Source organism: Legionella micdadei (assembly GCF_000953635.1).
In the GTDB taxonomy this organism is placed as follows: Bacteria; Pseudomonadota; Gammaproteobacteria; order Legionellales; family Legionellaceae; genus Tatlockia; species Tatlockia micdadei.
The window spans coordinates 194587-210957 of the sequence record NZ_LN614830.1 but is presented as its reverse complement, the minus strand read 5'-3'; the positions used below and the strand labels follow the sequence as shown (position 1 = coordinate 210957).

Below are 16371 nucleotides of genomic sequence, written 5' to 3'. Positions count from 1 at the left end.
TCACAACATTAATAAATTCGGTAATTAAAAAAATTCCATAGGAATTGATACTATTATATAGATATAGTAAAACGAAAAATAAAGCGAAAAACAAAAAGAATCAAAGAATAGCGTAGCCAGCAGTGATCAGTGAAAGGGGAAATGGCTTATGAATACAACCGAGTTTTTAGCAAACTATACAAAGCGCTATGTGGATAATAAGGCGGAGGAGTTAAGTCTAGATGAATATCTAGAACTGTGCCGCACAGATCCCTCTGCCTACGCCAACCCAGCCGAGCGCTTGCTCATGGCCATTGGCGAACCGGAGATGATTGACACGCGTCATGACCCGGTTCTATCCCGTATTTTTTCCAATAAAGTCATACCTTATTATCCTGTTTTTAAAGAATTTTTTGGAATGGAAGAACCCATTGAGCAAATTGTTGGTTTTTTAAAGCATGCTGCTCAAGGCTTAGAAGAAACAAAGCAAGTTCTTTATCTGCTTGGTCCTGTAGGGGGCGGTAAATCATCTTTAGCAGAGAAATTAAAAGATTTAATGGAAAAAATTCCTTTTTATGCCATTAAAGGTTCACCCGTTTTTGATTCCCCGCTGTCATTATTCCATCCAGAGGAAGACGGCGAATTATTGTTTGAGCGCTTCGGCATCCCGCCACGTTACCTGCGTTACATCATGTCACCCTGGGCGGTCAAACGGCTACAAGAATACAATGGCGACATCAGCCAATTCCGGGTCGTCAAAGTTAAGCCGTCACGCTTAAAACAAATTGCGGTTGCGAAAACGGAGCCAGGTGATGAGAATAACCAAGATATTTCTTCTTTAGTCGGTAAAGTGGATATCCGTAAGCTAGAAGAATTTTCGCAAGACGACCCTGATGCTTACAGTTACTCAGGAGGCCTATGCCGCGCTAACCGCGGGTTACTCGAATTCGTCGAAATGTTTAAAGCGCCTATTAAAGTTTTACATCCTTTACTCACCGCAACGCAAGAAGGCAACTATAACGCAACAGAAGGCCTATCAGGGTTACCTTTCGAAGGCATTATTGTCGCACACTCGAACGAATCGGAGTGGCAAACGTTTCGTAACAACAAAAACAATGAAGCTTTTATCGACCGGATTAACATTGTTAAAGTTCCCTATTGCCTCCGCGTTTCCGAAGAATTGCGCATCTATCAAAAATTGCTTGATAACAGCTCGCTGAAAGATGCACCTTGTGCTCCCGGCACCTTGGAAATGCTTGCGCAGTTTTCCGTGCTGACGCGGCTAAAAGAACCGCAAAATTCAAGCATCTATTCAAAGATGCGTGTTTATAATGGCGAATCGTTGAAAGATACCGATCCGAAAGCGAAGTCTTACCAAGAATATCGCGATTTTGCCGGTGTCGATGAAGGGATGAGCGGAATATCAACACGATTCGCTTTTAAAATTTTATCGAAAGTTTTCAATTTCGATCACTCTGAAGTGGCAGCCAACCCGGTTCATCTGCTTTATGTGTTAGAACGACAGGTTGAGCAAGAGCAATTTGCGCAAGAATTACATGAAAAATATTTAACGTTTATTAAAGAGTACTTAACACCCAAATACGTCGAACTTATTGGCAAAGAAATTCAAACTGCCTACCTTGAGTCTTACTCTGAATATGGTCAAAACATTTTTGATCGGTACATCACTTATGCCGATTTCTGGATTCAAGATCAAGATTATCGCGATCCTGATACAGGAGAAATTTTTGATCGATCTTCACTGAATCTAGAACTCGAGAAAATTGAAAAACCAGCAGGGATTTCTAATCCAAAAGATTTCCGAAATGAAGTGGTGAACTTTGTACTTAGAGCACGCGCGAATAATCATGGTAAAAATCCCGTATGGAACAGTTACGAAAAATTAAAATCCGTTATTGAGAAAAAAATGTTTACCAACACTGAGGATCTATTACCCGTGATTTCGTTTAATGCGAAAGCCTCTGAAGATGACAAGAAGAAGCATGAGGAATTTATCGCGCGGATGATCGATAAGGGTTATACCCGTAAACAAGTCAGATTATTGTGTGAATGGTATCTGCGCGTCAGAAAATCACAATAATTACTGGCCTAAACGGGTGCTGAATAGGACGGATTTATGTCGCAACTGATAGATAGACGACAGAATGCGGGCAAGAAAAGCACAGTGAATCGCCAACGCTTTCTGCGCCGTTATAAAAATCAAATTAAGCGCGCCGTATCTGAAGCAGTAGGTAAACGGAGTATTACTGAAATTGATCAAGGGGAGCAAATCAGTATTCCTGCCAAAGATATCTCCGAACCCCGCTTTCGGCGTGGTTTAGGAGGGCGGATAGAGCAAATTTTACCCGGAAATGACCAGTTCATCACAGGTGATCGTATTAAACGGCCCAGTGGTAGCGGAGGCGGTGGTAGCGGTAGTCAAGCCAGCGACTCGGGCGAGGGCGAAGACGATTTTGTGTTTCAATTATCCCGTGAGGAATTCCTGGAGTTATATTTCGAGGACTTAGAACTTCCAGACTTGGTTAAAAAAGAGTTGGCGCGATTGACCACCTATAAAACGGTGAGAGCAGGAGTAAGCACCAGTGGTATCCCAGCCAATATTAATGTGATCCGCTCAATGCGCCAAGCAGCGGGCAGACGCATGGCATTAGCTTCTCCCTATAAGCGCCAATTACGAGAGGCTGAGGAGGAGCTCGCGCGGCTTGAAGCATCACCCAATCCTGATAAGGTTGATTTATTGCGGTTACAACGGGACATCGAGTTTTTGAAAAAGAGAATCAGCCGCGTCCCGTTTATTGATACGATTGATATTCGCTACAACAATCGAATTAGAATCCCCGCTCCATCCACGCAAGCCGTAATGTTTTGTGTGATGGATGTATCAGGTTCGATGGATGAAGCTAAAAAAGACATTGCCAAACGCTTCTTTATCTTGCTTTATCTTTTTCTTACTAAAAATTACGAAAAAATTGAGCTGGTTTTTATCCGCCATCATACTTCAGCCAAGGAAGTCAACGAGGAAGAGTTTTTCTATTCCCGTGAAACCGGCGGAACAGTGGTTTCAAGTGCTTTAGAGTTGCTGCACAACATCATCGAAGCCCGTTACCCCGCTTCTTCTTGGAATATTTATGTGGCCCAAGCTTCGGATGGGGATAATTGGAACGCTGACTCACCCTATTGCCAGGAATTGCTGCAAGAAAAAATCATGCCTTTGCTACAGTATTTCGCCTACATTGAGATTATGCCTCGTCATCATCAAAGCCTTTGGGAGGTTTATCAACAAATCAAAAGCATCTATCCTAATTTTGCTATGGAAAATATTGACACCGTGTCTGATATTTATCCTGTGTTTCGCGAATTATTCAAAAGGAAGACGGCATGAGAAAAAAACCGTTATCTACTGGTGCCGAATGGACCTTCGAACTTATTCAAACCTACGATAGAGAAATTGCAAGCCTGGCAAAGGATTTCAAGTTAGATACTTACCCTAACCAAATTGAAATCATCTCCGCTGAGCAAATGATGGATGCTTATGCTTCAGTCGGGATGCCCATTGGTTATCACCATTGGTCATTTGGAAAACATTTTGTGGGTGTGGAAAAAAGCTATAAACGCGGGCAGATGGGTTTGGCCTATGAATTAGTAATTAATTCTAATCCCTGCATCTCCTATCTAATGGAAGAAAACACCATGGCTATGCAAGCGTTGGTTATTGCGCACGCTTGCTATGGACATAATTCTTTCTTTAAAAACAACTACCTTTTTAAAATGTGGACCTCAGCCGATGCCATCATTGATTATTTAGTTTTTGCACGAAATTACATCAGTGAATGTGAGCAGCGTTTTGGCATTGACGAGGTAGAGACAACACTTGATGCCTGTCATGCGCTAATGAATTATGGTGTTGATCGATATAAACATCCTGCCAGTTTATCGATGCAAGAGGAAAAAATTCGCCAACAAAATCGCGAAATCTATCTACAATCTCAAGTTAACGAATTGTGGCGCACTATACCTAAAAGCAAAGAAGTTGACGAAAATGGGCGTAAAAAACGTTTTCCTGAAGAACCGCAAGAGAATGTCCTTTATTTTATTGAAAAAAATGCACCCTTATTAGAACCTTGGCAACGGGAAATCGTGCGAATTGTGCGAAAAATTGCCCAATATTTTTACCCTCAAGGCCAAACAAAAGTGATGAATGAAGGCTGGGCATGCTTCTGGCACTATACGCTTTTAAACGCACTTTACGATAAAGGCTTAGTAACTGATGAATTCATGTTGGAAGTTTTGCAAAGCCATACCAATGTTATCATGCAACCTTCTTACAATAGTCCTTATTTTTCCGGGATTAACCCCTACACGTTGGGCTATCACATGATGCAAGACATTAAGCGGATATGTGAAAGCCCAACAGAAGAGGATAAACGCTGGTTTCCTTTTTTAGCTAACAGCGATTGGTTAACTAGTCTTGATTTTGCCATGCGTAATTTTAAAGATGAGAGTTTTATTGCCCAATACTTATCACCACGATTGATTCGTGAATTAAAATTATTCTGTATTGTCGATGACGATCGAAATCCCGACTTAATGGTGAATGCAATTCATGACGAGCATGGTTACCAAATGATTCGTGAAGCCTTATCCAAACAATATAACCTTGGTTCTTTAGAACCGGATATTCAAGTCTATTCCGTAGATGTCGAAGGGGATCGCTCTTTAACCTTGCAATACGCACAACATAATCGTATTCCTTTAGGGGAAAGCACTGATGAGGTGCTTAAACACCTCTATAGCCTATGGAAATTTCCCGTTACTTTGCAGGCAGTAGACCTACAAGGACAAATTACCGCCGAATACCATTGTCCTCCATTGCCCCCAGGTAAGCCTAAAGAAGTTCCAAAATAATTTCTACGGTCCGGAAAATAGGGCAAATTTTAGTTTACCGCTAAAGATTAACGAAAATTACTGTTTTAGTGTCTTGCAGCCTTGCCAAAAGTCAAGACTATTTCAGAGGGCTGATTGAATCGTAAATCGTTTTTTCTGCCGCATCAATCTGGTTCTCTGTATCCGTTTTAATTTTAACAGAGGAAATTCCAATTACACTTAATATCCAATTAATGAATTTACAAAAACCACCAGTATGATCTTCAAGTCCGGTTCTAGCATTTAAAGCAGCACACTGAATTTCTTCACAAGCCCTTCCGTAATCAATTTGGTTTTCTTCGTCGGCGCTATTAAGGTTTGCTTTGATGCTCTCTAGATTTCTCTTAAGTTCAGCAATTTTTTCTTTCTTATTCGATTTATTCTTCACAAAAAGTTCGTCTGATGCATTTGTAATTTCAGCTTCCAAAGAATCAATTTTTTCTTCTAATAGGGCAACTGCATTATCAATTCTTTGAGTTAGTATTTTTCTTATCTCATTTGTCAACTGGATTAGTTTAGAAGTCCATTCTTTGATTTGAGGGTTTTCTTCTGGATTTACGCCCCTCGTATCGTAATGGCTTATATTATTGACTAATTCTTCCATTTTTTTGTCGTATGCCCTGACAATATCCTTCCAATTAGCATCCTCCTTAATACCAATTATCTGATTAAATGAAGCCGTCATACAAATCACTTCAGTTGGTTAGAATTGATTTATTATAAAGCTAATTCATTATAGAAATATTAAGAAAAGTGCGTGTTTTCATTTGATGCCTCAGTGCAGGACAAAAAAATAATAATTTTTGACCTTAAAGAAGACAAATAACAAAACAGATAAAACGATGTTTAGTCCTTAGTCATTTTTGTATTCTGACCCTCTTTGTCATTTTGCTAATTCAATAGCAAATGCGAGTGCGAGCTTAGTGAAGTTTGTCATGTGCTCGGTATTCAGCAAACTCAATGTATCCGCGGAAGTGTGGATATGTGGGTTGTGTTCTGCAAAGCTGGTTTCGCACGGAAAGGCAGCTGGAATACCGGCAGCCATCCAAGAGGCATGGTCACTGCATCCATAGCCACATTTGGAATAAGCCACAGGTACATTAACGTAAATCTTAATTAGTTCAGCAACAAAATCACTCAATTGTGGATCAGTATAATCACGAAAAATCCACATTGTTGGATTATTCTCGTCACTGCGATAACCAGTCATATCAAATTGAATGGCTGCTTTTACGGGAATCTTTTTCTTTGTTACTAACTCCTGAACAACAAACTGAGAACCAACCAAACCGCGCTCTTCAGCGGCATACCAGATCAGATAGACCGGGCGCTTAAACTCAATTTGTGATGCGAGCAAAATACGAGCAGTCTCCAGTACTACCGCCGAACCACTTGCATCATCACCTGCACCCGGCATGCGACCATCTAATGTATCCATATGCGCCCCAATGACAATGGCTGGCTCATGGCTCTCTTTACCAATCACTGTAACGAGTGAGGGCTGGCGATAGTTGCTGCCTGTAGCAACAAAGTAAGCTTCGGTATCTTGTCGGCCATATTCCATGGCCAAACTCTCAAACTGCGCCTTTAACCATTCTGCAGTTTCTACCCCCGTGGGTTGGGTAGCCGAACGATTGTAATAGCTCGTTAGATGAGTCAGTGTTTGCCAAATATTCTCTTCGCTGATCTTTGAAAATACGCTTTTAACAGCTGCCTTATGTTTAATTTCATAATGTTGTGGAGGTTCAAGAAATGTTGGTTTGGCCGACTTTGATAAAAGCTTACTCGCAATCTTCTGCTTTTGAGCGAGATCTGATGTCTTAAAATGATGGCTTACATTCACAAAACGCCCACAACTTACTTGATCAGCTAACAACACAAGGCTATTCAGCTCGGTTGAAGGGAAATCGATAATCTTAAATTGAGTATTTTCCGCTAATAATGGGTGAGTTTGCGGTAATTTTACGGCTAGACATTGGGGTAATTGGAGTTGCTCTGTTGCTGGTTTCTGTGCTATTGTTGAACAAGGGTTGATAGTCATAATGAAAGCGACAACGTAAGTCCAAGAATAAAATCGCATTTTTTCTCCAGAAGGTTAGGGCAATCAACTAGTGCCGAATTATATACCAGAGTTATTTGGGCAAGTAGACAAAGGATGCTCAATTACATAAGTGATTAATAATTTCGTTTATCCAAATCCATTATTTATAGGAGAGAAAACCTCGTGCATAGCCTCAAACTATTTGACAAAAGATTGGAAGAACATTTAGAAGAGCCTCAAAAATACAAGATGTATGAATATAACCCGAAGTACACGCAGTCCGCCGTGAATCCATTATTCATTAAAATTTATGAAAAAGAATTGAAACTGTACGGTGAATCAAAAAGTTATAATATCAGCATGGATGAAAATGGAAATTGTACCCTTGTCCCAAACTACCGGTCTCTCCGTGGAAGTTTGAGCACCATTACACCGGTAGACGGCAAAATTTATATTTTTGCCATTGTGCTTGACGAGAGAACTAATAAATTGCAGCTAAGAATCGGCGAAGGAAGCCACTACCTTATTGCAAATCAAGCGACACAAGTGGTGGCCGCAGGCACACTATGCTTTATGGATAGAAAAATTATCAGTATATGTAATGATTCAGGCGCCTATCATGTTGATTTTGCGACTTTGCCAGAAGAAAAGCAGGCCAAGTATGTCGCGTCGCTAAAGCGCGCCCTCGAAAAAGTGAATCTCCCCGCTGATAAACTAGTTCTTTTTGAAAAAGAACCTCCCAAAGCTTGTTTGCCATCCGGTTGACCAGCCCTTGATTCTCATATGCTAGAGGATTGAGCATTTACCACAAGCCACGGATTTACTTTTTTCTAAATGGGCCGTGTTATCCTGCTTCGTTTGATTGTATTGGTTTAGGTAATTATCAAATCCTTCTTGTCCACTTAAGTTCTGGTACGTTAATTTCTCTGCTTTATAGAGGATAAGCGCTAAACCGTTCTTCATCTCGTCCAGAGTGGATTCCCCTTCAAAAAAGGAATCACATTGGGTCATAAAAAGTTCTGTTTCTTGACGACTGAGGTTTATCTGCTCCCCCCCTGTAATGAATTCCTTGATTAAGGTTCTTAGACTGCTTGTGAATAACTTACTGTCAGTTATCCCTTGCAGTTGATAACCGTCTTTTAAAAAAAGATAGAGATCTGTAGTAATGGTTTTAATGAAAAACGCTTTAAATTCCTCTTGCTTATCATTTTCAATAGCATCCCGCAATAAATGACACAAGCAAACCGACCTGTCTTTACACATTTACTCATCTCCATGATTGATACATTCATTACCTTAAACGGTGCTATGAACTGTATATTACTTCTTTTGCAAAAAAAAGTTGCATTTAAATTTCCCTTGATAATAAAAATGATCTTTTTTTGTTCTCAGTATTATTGATAATCATTTTCATTTGTTATAAAGTTTCAATTCCTTTGAGCCGCTTCCAAGGTGAATCATGAAACTAAGAAAAATGAAATTTAAAAAAATTCCCTATTACCTCTTACTCTCACTCTTAACTTTTGGTGCCAGCCTAATTATTGGTTTTTTAAGTTTTACTGGGATGTTTACCATAGTCCCTCTCCTTTCTTTAGCAATTGGCTCTTTTGTCCTGTCTGTAGCTTATGAAGGCGAAATTTACCTACAAAACATTAAAGGAGCGCTCAATAAGCTTTTATTTAAACAAGATTATCTGAAACATTACCTCGCTAATGACTATTTATTACAACAATTTACTTGTGATCCTCCGATAATTAATACGAACGCAGAAGATTGCCCGCAGTTTTTTAAAGATTATGAAGCGCAGCTTCGATTACTGAGTAAATTTACCCATAAGCGTTTAGATAAAGAGTCTCGAAAACGAAAAAAGCAAATCGAAAAAGCACTCCGTGACATGGAAAAATGGTTTGCTTTGCAATTATTTTCTTCCGATGAAGAAAATTTAACCCTATATGAAAACGAATTGCGCAACTGGCTTAAAGACCACGGCCAAGAGGAAGCAAAAGCACTCTTAAAAAATCGCCAGACTACTTTTACTGCAGTCAAAGTGTTTAGTACTTTGGCGGGTATTTTCATGAGTTTAGGGACCACTTACCTTTTAGTTGAAGCTTTTGCTGCCCTACCTTTCCTTGCGGCAATACCTTTTGCCACTTTGCCGGCAATTATTGTCCCTATGGCTATTCTTGCTGGTGCTGCTTACACTTTTCTTATCTATAATGCAGTCACCGACATGATCAATAACGATTCCCTGCGGAAATGGTATCGTAATATACGGGATGATCTTAAAAAAGGAGTAACTCCTCGTAACGTTTTCATGGCAGTTTCCGCAATTGTGTTACTCACATTAACGGCTGCCCTGACTGTCTGTACAGCAGGCACCTGGTGGACTGTTGCCAAACACACCCGGCCTTTGTTTTCCTGGATGAGTAAAATCCCCAATTTAATCGCAAGCGGTATTGCAATTATTACAGGGACTGCCCAACTCATTTTCAATTTACAAAATACCAGCGAATCGTTGGAGCTAATTGATAATGCGACAAAAATGGAAGAGAGCGTATGGAGCAAAATCAGCAAAGCTTTCTCTAAAGGCTTTAAGGCTCTGGTGCAAAATGAAAACTGGCTGCAACTTGTCAACCTGCCACGCCTCTTTTTAATGGCCACTTTTCTTCCTCTGCGGCTTATTCTGTTTATCGGCCATTTAGTAAGCATGGCAGTTTCATCTGACCGGGTTCCTGGTATTCCCGAAATCATTTCCGCCGTGCTTGGATTTACAAGTGAATTTTTTGAAGATTTACATTATTTCTTGGGTGATCTCTTCCACAGCCACAAACACAGTCATGACTCCCAAGATCTGATTAAAGAACGACTCGGGCAAGGTCACGGCCATGATCACAGTGCGGACATCCCAACCCGGGCTCTCAAATTTCTTTTCACTCCAGTCTTCGCTGCAGCGGCAGGTTGGGACTGGCTAGCAACACGGATCATCAAAACGCCACGCCAAGAATGTGGACTTTTGCAAATGAACGCTGATCCAACTCAAACCGCTTTTGAGGAACTGCCATTACAAGGAAGAAGTGCAGCAATTGTATACAATGATACCCTCTATTATGCAGATCAAAGAAAACAGACAGTTAAAAAAATTAAATCGACAAACATCGATGGTATTGAACAACTGAAGCGGGTAGCACGAGATGAATACCGAACTGCCAATGATAGCGAACTTGATGTGATTTTCGCCCTCACTGGCCGCCATGGTCAGACTCAACTCTCCTGGACAGAAGCATGGAATAGACAAACAGGAAAACCATCAGAAAAATCTGTAACTGTTAAAGCGAATGCCAAGCAGCCGTCTGATGCATGGAAAGTTGAGCATTCGATGTTTCGGATTAATCGCTATATTGATAAGCACTTGAGCAAAGCCACCTTAGACCCTCACGCACATGCACCAGAAAAAATTCATGGATTAGAAGGCTTACGCGATGCTATTCGTAATATGGAAGAGCCGATGGAAGACAAAATTAAGGCGCGCATTGGTCAGGAAGTGCAGAAAGATATCTATAATAAACATCGCCACGACTACCCCTTTTTCCGTCAAACAGGCAACACGCGTACACAAGATTTCTTAGAAGAGGACTTACCTCAGCGGATTAGTGCATCGCCAGCGGCGTAATCACTCGCGGTTGATTGCAATGATAATCCGAGCCGCGCGTGAGCAAACGGATATGGAGTCGACTTCTTATCCGCTCCCTCACGGCCTCGGAGCTTCTTAACTCAATGGCAGTGGGGCTATGCACATGGACTACCTGACTATCAAAACCTCACTGTTCTAATAAGCTCTTTATTCCTGCTAAATGTGATTTAGCGATGGCCTTTGACTTTTCTTCATTGCGCTCACCGGCCTTACCAAACCATTCCAAGCTATCTTGGGGCAATTCATCTAAAAATCGGCTAGGTTGGCAATCTTGTAACTCCCCGAGCCGGCGTCGCTGTTTTGCCAGAGTGAAGCATAACTCTTTTTGGGCACGTGTAATTCCCACATAAGCAAGGCGCCGTTCTTCTTCAATTTGATCACCATCAATACTCACACGATGAGGCAGCAACTCTTCCTCCATACCCACTAAATAGACAAAAGGAAACTCCAATCCTTTTGACGCGTGTAACGTCATCAATTGCACCGTTTCTGTATCTTGCTCATCAGCCTGTTCCAAGATATCGATCAAGATAAGCTTATTGACGACATCGGTTAGACGGTGATTTGGTTCTTTCGCCAACAGCCGCCCCACCCAATCTACCAATTCCCATACATTATCCATGCGCTTTTGTGCCTTGGCTGGGGTATCGCATTGTTCATAAATATAAGCTTCGTAACCACTTTCCTCGATCATTTCGCGTAGTACTTCGACAACAGGTCCGGTGAGAATCCGCGCTTTAATTTGTTCAAGCCATCCTTTAAATACTTGTAAAGCAGTGCGTGGTTTATCGGCGACATGTTCTGCTAAAGCAAGATGATCAGCGCAAGTATAAAGACTTTGCCCTCGCGATTGGGCGTAATGACCCAACGCATCCAAACTCGTCTCCACAATACCGCGTTTTGGGGTATTGATTACCCGTAAAAAAGCAGCATCGTCTGCTTCATTACACAGCAATTTGAGATAAGCAAAAACATCTTTAACCTCCGCACGGGTAAACCAAGACTGCCCGCCGCTAATCCGATAGGGAACGCTATGTTGCCGTAACACTTTTTCAAACACGCGGGACTGGTGGTTGCCACGATACAAAATAGCGTAGTCGCCATACTGCCTTCGATGACGCAATTTATGACTAATCAAATCCGCCACGACCTGCTCTGCTTCATCATTTTCATCTTTGCAGCATAAAACTCGCAGTAATTCTCCATGCCCTAATTCAGACCAGAGTTTTTTGTCGAACAAATGCGAATTATTGGCAATTAAATGATTAGCCACATGGAGAATCCGGCGAGTGGATCGATAATTTTGCTCCAATTTAATTAACTTTAAATTAGGGTAATCGCGTTGTAATTGCGCTAAATTTTCAGGTTTCGCCCCGCGCCAGGCGTAAATCGATTGATCATCGTCGCCAACAACGGTGAAGCTTGCCCGTAAACCGACAAGCAATTTAACTAATTTATATTGGCTAGTATTTGAGTCCTGGTATTCGTCGACCAATAGATGACGGATTTTGTTTTGCCAATGCTCCATGATTTCTTCATGCTGTGACAGAAGTCTCACGGGTAAGCGAATTAAATCATCAAAATCGACTGCATTATAAGCCTTCAAAGCTTGCTGATAACGCGGATAGAGATGCGCTGCCGCTTCAAAAAGTGGCGTGCTAGCTAAATGGCTTCCCAGTTCTTCAGGTTCTAACAGATCATTTTTCCATTGGGAAATTTGCTGTTGAATCTGCATGATGTGATCGCGATCATTCGCTTTACCTGCAGGTAGAAAATGACGCAGAAGCTGTTGGCAATCCTCACTATCAAAAATCGAAAATCCAGCCTTTAGACCGCACAGATTGACATTTCGCTTAATAATGCTCAAACCTAGGGTATGGAAAGTTGCCATCTTCAAACCGCGGCGATGACTGCTCGATAGAATAGAGGCAACACGCGCACGCATTTCGTTAGCGGCTTTATTAGTAAACGTTACTGCACAAATCGTGTGTGCAGCATAACCGCAATGTTCAATAAGATAAGCAATTTTTTGAGTAATCACACGTGTCTTGCCACTACCCGCTCCGGCCAAGACCAACAAAGGACCATCGATGTATTTAACCGCTGCCATTTGTTGTGGATTAAGCATAATTACTTCCGAACAAAAAAGAAGCATTATCGCGCGCCTAGCGGAGGCAGGCAATCTTCTTTATGTTAGAATAAGGTGGATTTTGCTTTTTAAGGCTCATAATGAAAGAAACCGATTCTCTACAGCGCTTTATGTTTGAACACGCTAGCATTCGCGGTGAAATTGCGCATTTGCAAGAAACCTATCAAACGATCATGGCCCAGCGCCCTTATCCACCTATGGTCAAACATTTACTGGGTGAGGCCTTAATTTCTTGTTTACTTTTGGTGGGCAGCATTAAGTTTAAAGGGGAGTTGAGTTTACAGTTTCAGGGAGACAAACGCCTTCCCTTACTGATTGTGCAGTGTGACGATCAATTGCATTTAAGGGCATTTGCATCTTACCAAGAAGATTTAGAGACCGCTGACTATGCGCAAGCTTTTTTAAAAGGACAAATGGCTTTGACTATTAGCCAATACAATACAACCCAAACCTATCAAAGTATTGTTCCCATTCAGGCCACTTCGATGAGTGAAAATTTAATGTACTATTTCGCCCAATCTGAACAAGTCGCAAGCCGTCTTTGGCTAGCCGTGAATGACGATATGGCTGCAGGAATGTTACTACAACTCATGCCAGGCCAAGATACGCTCCAGCGCGAGCAATTTTGGGAATATGCTGTTCAACTTGGGCAGACAGTGAGCGAAGAGGAGTTGCTAACCTTAGACAATAAGACCCTTCTCCATCGCTTGTACCACGAAACAGAACTACGCCTATTCGATAGCCGCACTGCCAGCTTTAAATGCCGCTGCAACGAAGAAAAAATGAAGCAAGTATTAACCATTCTGGGAGAAGAAGAAGCGAAAAAGCTATTGCAGGAAAGGGGGAAAGTAGAAATTAGCTGTGATTTTTGTAATAAACATTATAGCTATGATGCCATTGATATCACTTTATTATTCCGCAAGCTTTAACATCAATTAACTGATCTTTTTGCACTGTCTTTCTTTCATGCCAGGACCATAGTAGCCATTGGTATAAATTTTGAATAAATAGGAAAAGATGGACAGTGCGAGTCAATTATGCGATTGCTGATTGCTTTGCTTAGTTTATTTATACTTCCTTCATTTGCTCAAGAGGTGCATATTATTGCTGTAGGGGATGTTTTGCTCCATCCCCCCTTGCAAATAAAAGGATTGGAGAAAGGGTTTACTCAGCTATGGTCCCCTCTCATTCCACTTTTGGAGGGGGCCGACCTTACCTATGGTAACTTAGAAGGCCCAACCGCGGAAATGCTGGATATGCGCGGAAAACCCACTGATAATTTTAAACGTGCCTATACTGCTTACCCAATGTTTAATTACCCTCCTACCCTAATTGGCGCGCTAAAATCTTCGGGTTTCGATATTGTATCTACGGCCAACAACCATACCCTTGATCGCTTAGGTGTGGGTATTGATAAAACCATAGCCAGTTTGGAGGCAAATCAGCTCGCCTTCACCGGCACAAGAAGACAAAACAGTGAGGCTCCTTGGTATACCGAAACACATGCGCGAGATATTTCAATTGTTTGGCTAGCTTGTACCCAGGATACGAATGGTATTGCGGACCAATACAATCAAGTGTTGCATTGCTATCGTGATAAACACCAAATTCTTCAATTAGTTAGTGAACTCGCCAAAACTCATGATGCAGTCATCATCACCCCACATTGGGGGATTGAATATCAAACAAAACCCAACAAATCACAACAAAAATTTGCCCAAGAATTAGCTGAGGCTGGCGCTTTAGCGATTCTAGGCTCACATCCCCACTGTGTTCAGCCTTTCGAATGGATAACAACAAGTTCAGGCAAAAAGGTCTTTGTCGCTTATTCATTAGGAAATTTTGTTTCGAACCAAGGGAGTTTGAAAAATCGCTCCAGCGGTTTATTATCGTTATACTTAGCTAAAAAAAATGGCTTCATTTTCATCGATAAAATCAGCTTTCAGCCTACTTATATGGAAAATCGCGGCGGACAAATGCAGCTGAATCGAGTCACCTCGAAAAAACACCCTGCTTACCTGTGGCTCAAATCCGTGATTGGTGAGAAGTATTTGGATTTAAATTAGCTAAAATTCCGCGCATTACGCGCGGACTGTAAAAGTAAGATAAATCGACACAGGTTGCATCGGTTTACTGCAATGGCAGATCAGGAGGCGAAACGATTTTATAATCTCCTGAAGAAATTTGCAGTACCTCCCCCCGCATAGCACGTAAGATCTGTTGCAAGTTAAGAAATTGCTCGCTTAATTGAAAATATAATCTCGACTGGCTCTCATAAATTTCTCCTACTGTTAAGTAAGCAGCCTGCCCCATATCCACAAAATATTCTAAGCTCACATGACGCTTTTCAGCCATTCCAGGAAAGAGACCACAGAAAAGTAAGCTCTTATCACCTACGTCTCTTAACACCTCCGCTTGTCGCCGCCTTGGTGAGTGTAGTGATTCAAGGAAATCGAGGGCAATGACTGATTCAATCAATTTACTTCCTTGAGAAAAGCGCATCAGTAAAAAGACTAAATAACTCTCCGTGTTTTCGTTAAGTAGCAAATGGGTTGATGCCTGAGCCTCATTCACCAACGCATGCCATTGGCTAATTTCAGTGGGATGCAAAATTAACTTCCTCATAATATCCCCATGCTTCTACTACTTACTTTTAGTGTAGCAAACTGTATACCAGTATCGGGTTGATTTTGTTTAAATTTTAATCAAATAGCGCTCATAAGTGCCTGCGTCCCATTTAGGCAACAATTGAAAAAAAAATTTGCGCATCTCACCTTTGAGTATTATCTGTTCCATTTAAAATTCCAGGCGTGGTATTTACCGTACCATTGCTATTAACATTATTAGGCACGGTATTAGGGCCAATTGAACCCGCATTGAAAGGAACACCTTCGTTAGTCACGTTCGGGTGGACTTGGTTTTTTTGCTCTGGCACACCAGTGGGAGCAGAGCTACCTGGTAATGTAACTTGTGTTGGATCAGTATTAGCAGCCGGCGCAAAGAAAATGATGATGAGGGCAATCAATGCCACGATTAATCCATAAAACAGCTTATTCATACCATCCGTCCTACATTTGCTCTCTTTTTCTCCTATACTTATAGTTTAGTTTCCTTTTTATACAAATTCATTCAACCCGCAGATTAAGTTACCCCGAGTTCAGCAGTTGAAACGATTATGGATGGAAAAAAGATTAGTCTTCACTCATAAGTCCATTCACCATATTCATTAATGAGAACCTTGGAACCATCTATCACTTTAAGGTGGCCATCTTCAGACACGAAATAATAAGTACTGCCGTTAGAGAATTCATAGCCGAGGGAATGGCAAGGTGTTGTCTTATCGGCACACGGTTGCATAACCTGTCTACCTACCAACCGAATAGTAGCGCCGGTATCTTTGTTCGTCCCTTCATAACTGACTCGCTCACACCCAACTTCATGGTCTTGGCTTAAGCAAGTGATCACTACGCGATAATGATCGGTGTCCAATATCGCTGCCATTGTTGAAGTGGTTAAGAGTAAACCCATAAGCCCGATTAATTGTTTCATGATCATGTCCTTATAATT

General features: G+C 41.4%; 14 protein-coding genes. 7 read left to right on the top strand and 7 right to left on the bottom strand.

Annotated features, from left to right (window positions below):
• Positions 1-148 precede the first annotated feature (148 nt).
• The 3 genes from LMI_RS00985 to LMI_RS00975 are packed head-to-tail and all read left to right on the top strand — an operon-like array spanning position 149 to position 4905.
• Complete coding sequence (locus LMI_RS00985; protein WP_045098137.1) at positions 149-2080, top strand: PrkA family serine protein kinase; 1932 nt, start codon at positions 149-151, stop codon at positions 2078-2080.
• Between the two features lie 36 nt (positions 2081-2116).
• Positions 2117-3382 carry a YeaH/YhbH family protein gene (locus LMI_RS00980; RefSeq protein ID WP_045098136.1) on the top strand — a complete coding sequence of 422 codons (1266 nt, stop codon included), beginning with the start codon at positions 2117-2119 and terminating at the stop codon, positions 3380-3382.
• Positions 3379-4905 carry a SpoVR family protein gene (locus LMI_RS00975; RefSeq protein WP_045098135.1) on the top strand — a complete coding sequence of 509 codons (1527 nt, stop codon included), beginning with the start codon at positions 3379-3381 and terminating at the stop codon, positions 4903-4905. Before LMI_RS00980 ends, LMI_RS00975 begins: the two co-directional genes overlap by 4 nt.
• A gap of 97 nt (positions 4906-5002) precedes the next feature.
• Here LMI_RS00975 and LMI_RS00970 read toward each other — a convergent pair whose 3' ends face one another.
• Together LMI_RS00970 and lapA are read right to left on the bottom strand one after the other, a co-directional pair.
• Positions 5003-5608 carry a hypothetical protein gene (locus LMI_RS00970; protein ID WP_045098134.1) on the bottom strand — a complete coding sequence of 202 codons (606 nt, stop codon included), beginning with the start codon at positions 5606-5608 and terminating at the stop codon, positions 5003-5005.
• Between the two features lie 198 nt (positions 5609-5806).
• On the bottom strand, positions 5807-7003 hold the full coding sequence (gene lapA / locus LMI_RS00965; RefSeq protein WP_045098133.1) for an aminopeptidase LapA: 1197 nt from the start codon (positions 7001-7003) through the stop codon (positions 5807-5809).
• A gap of 144 nt (positions 7004-7147) precedes the next feature.
• Here lapA and LMI_RS00960 point away from each other — a divergent pair, with 144 nt between their 5' ends.
• Positions 7148-7729, top strand: coding sequence for a hypothetical protein (locus LMI_RS00960; RefSeq protein WP_045098132.1), 582 nt, complete (start codon positions 7148-7150; stop codon positions 7727-7729).
• Positions 7730-7750: 21 nt separating this feature from the next.
• Here the strand turns inward: LMI_RS00960 and LMI_RS00955 are convergent, their stop codons facing one another.
• Positions 7751-8227: a hypothetical protein gene (locus tag LMI_RS00955; protein WP_045098131.1), complete on the bottom strand. Its 477-nt coding sequence runs from the start codon at positions 8225-8227 to the stop codon at positions 7751-7753.
• A 196-nt stretch (positions 8228-8423) separates the two neighbouring features.
• Here LMI_RS00955 and LMI_RS00950 point away from each other — a divergent pair, with 196 nt between their 5' ends.
• Entirely contained in the window at positions 8424-10634 is a 2211-nt protein-coding gene (locus LMI_RS00950) for a hypothetical protein (protein WP_052679408.1), read from the top strand.
• Between the two features lie 148 nt (positions 10635-10782).
• Here LMI_RS00950 and rep read toward each other — a convergent pair whose 3' ends face one another.
• On the bottom strand, positions 10783-12783 hold the full coding sequence (rep, locus tag LMI_RS00945; RefSeq protein ID WP_045100487.1) for a DNA helicase Rep: 2001 nt from the start codon (positions 12781-12783) through the stop codon (positions 10783-10785).
• Positions 12784-12884: 101 nt separating this feature from the next.
• Here rep and hslO point away from each other — a divergent pair, with 101 nt between their 5' ends.
• Both hslO and LMI_RS00935 read left to right on the top strand, forming a co-directional pair.
• Entirely contained in the window at positions 12885-13733 is an 849-nt protein-coding gene (hslO, locus tag LMI_RS00940) for an Hsp33 family molecular chaperone HslO (protein WP_045098130.1), read from the top strand.
• A gap of 108 nt (positions 13734-13841) precedes the next feature.
• Positions 13842-14870 (top strand): CapA family protein, encoded by a 1029-nt coding sequence (locus LMI_RS00935; protein WP_052679407.1) that lies wholly within the window; start codon positions 13842-13844, stop codon positions 14868-14870.
• Between the two features lie 64 nt (positions 14871-14934).
• On the opposite strand, the gene LMI_RS00930 is transcribed toward LMI_RS00935, so the two are convergent.
• The 3 genes from LMI_RS00930 to LMI_RS00920 form a co-directional block, all read right to left on the bottom strand.
• A complete protein-coding gene (locus tag LMI_RS00930) occupies positions 14935-15429 on the bottom strand; it encodes a hypothetical protein (protein WP_045098129.1) in 495 nt (164 codons plus the stop codon).
• Positions 15430-15574: 145 nt separating this feature from the next.
• A complete protein-coding gene (locus tag LMI_RS00925) occupies positions 15575-15862 on the bottom strand; it encodes a hypothetical protein (RefSeq protein ID WP_045098128.1) in 288 nt (95 codons plus the stop codon).
• 140 nt (positions 15863-16002) lie between these two features.
• Positions 16003-16353, bottom strand: coding sequence for a hypothetical protein (locus LMI_RS00920; protein WP_045098127.1), 351 nt, complete (start codon positions 16351-16353; stop codon positions 16003-16005).
• Positions 16354-16371 lie beyond the last annotated feature (18 nt).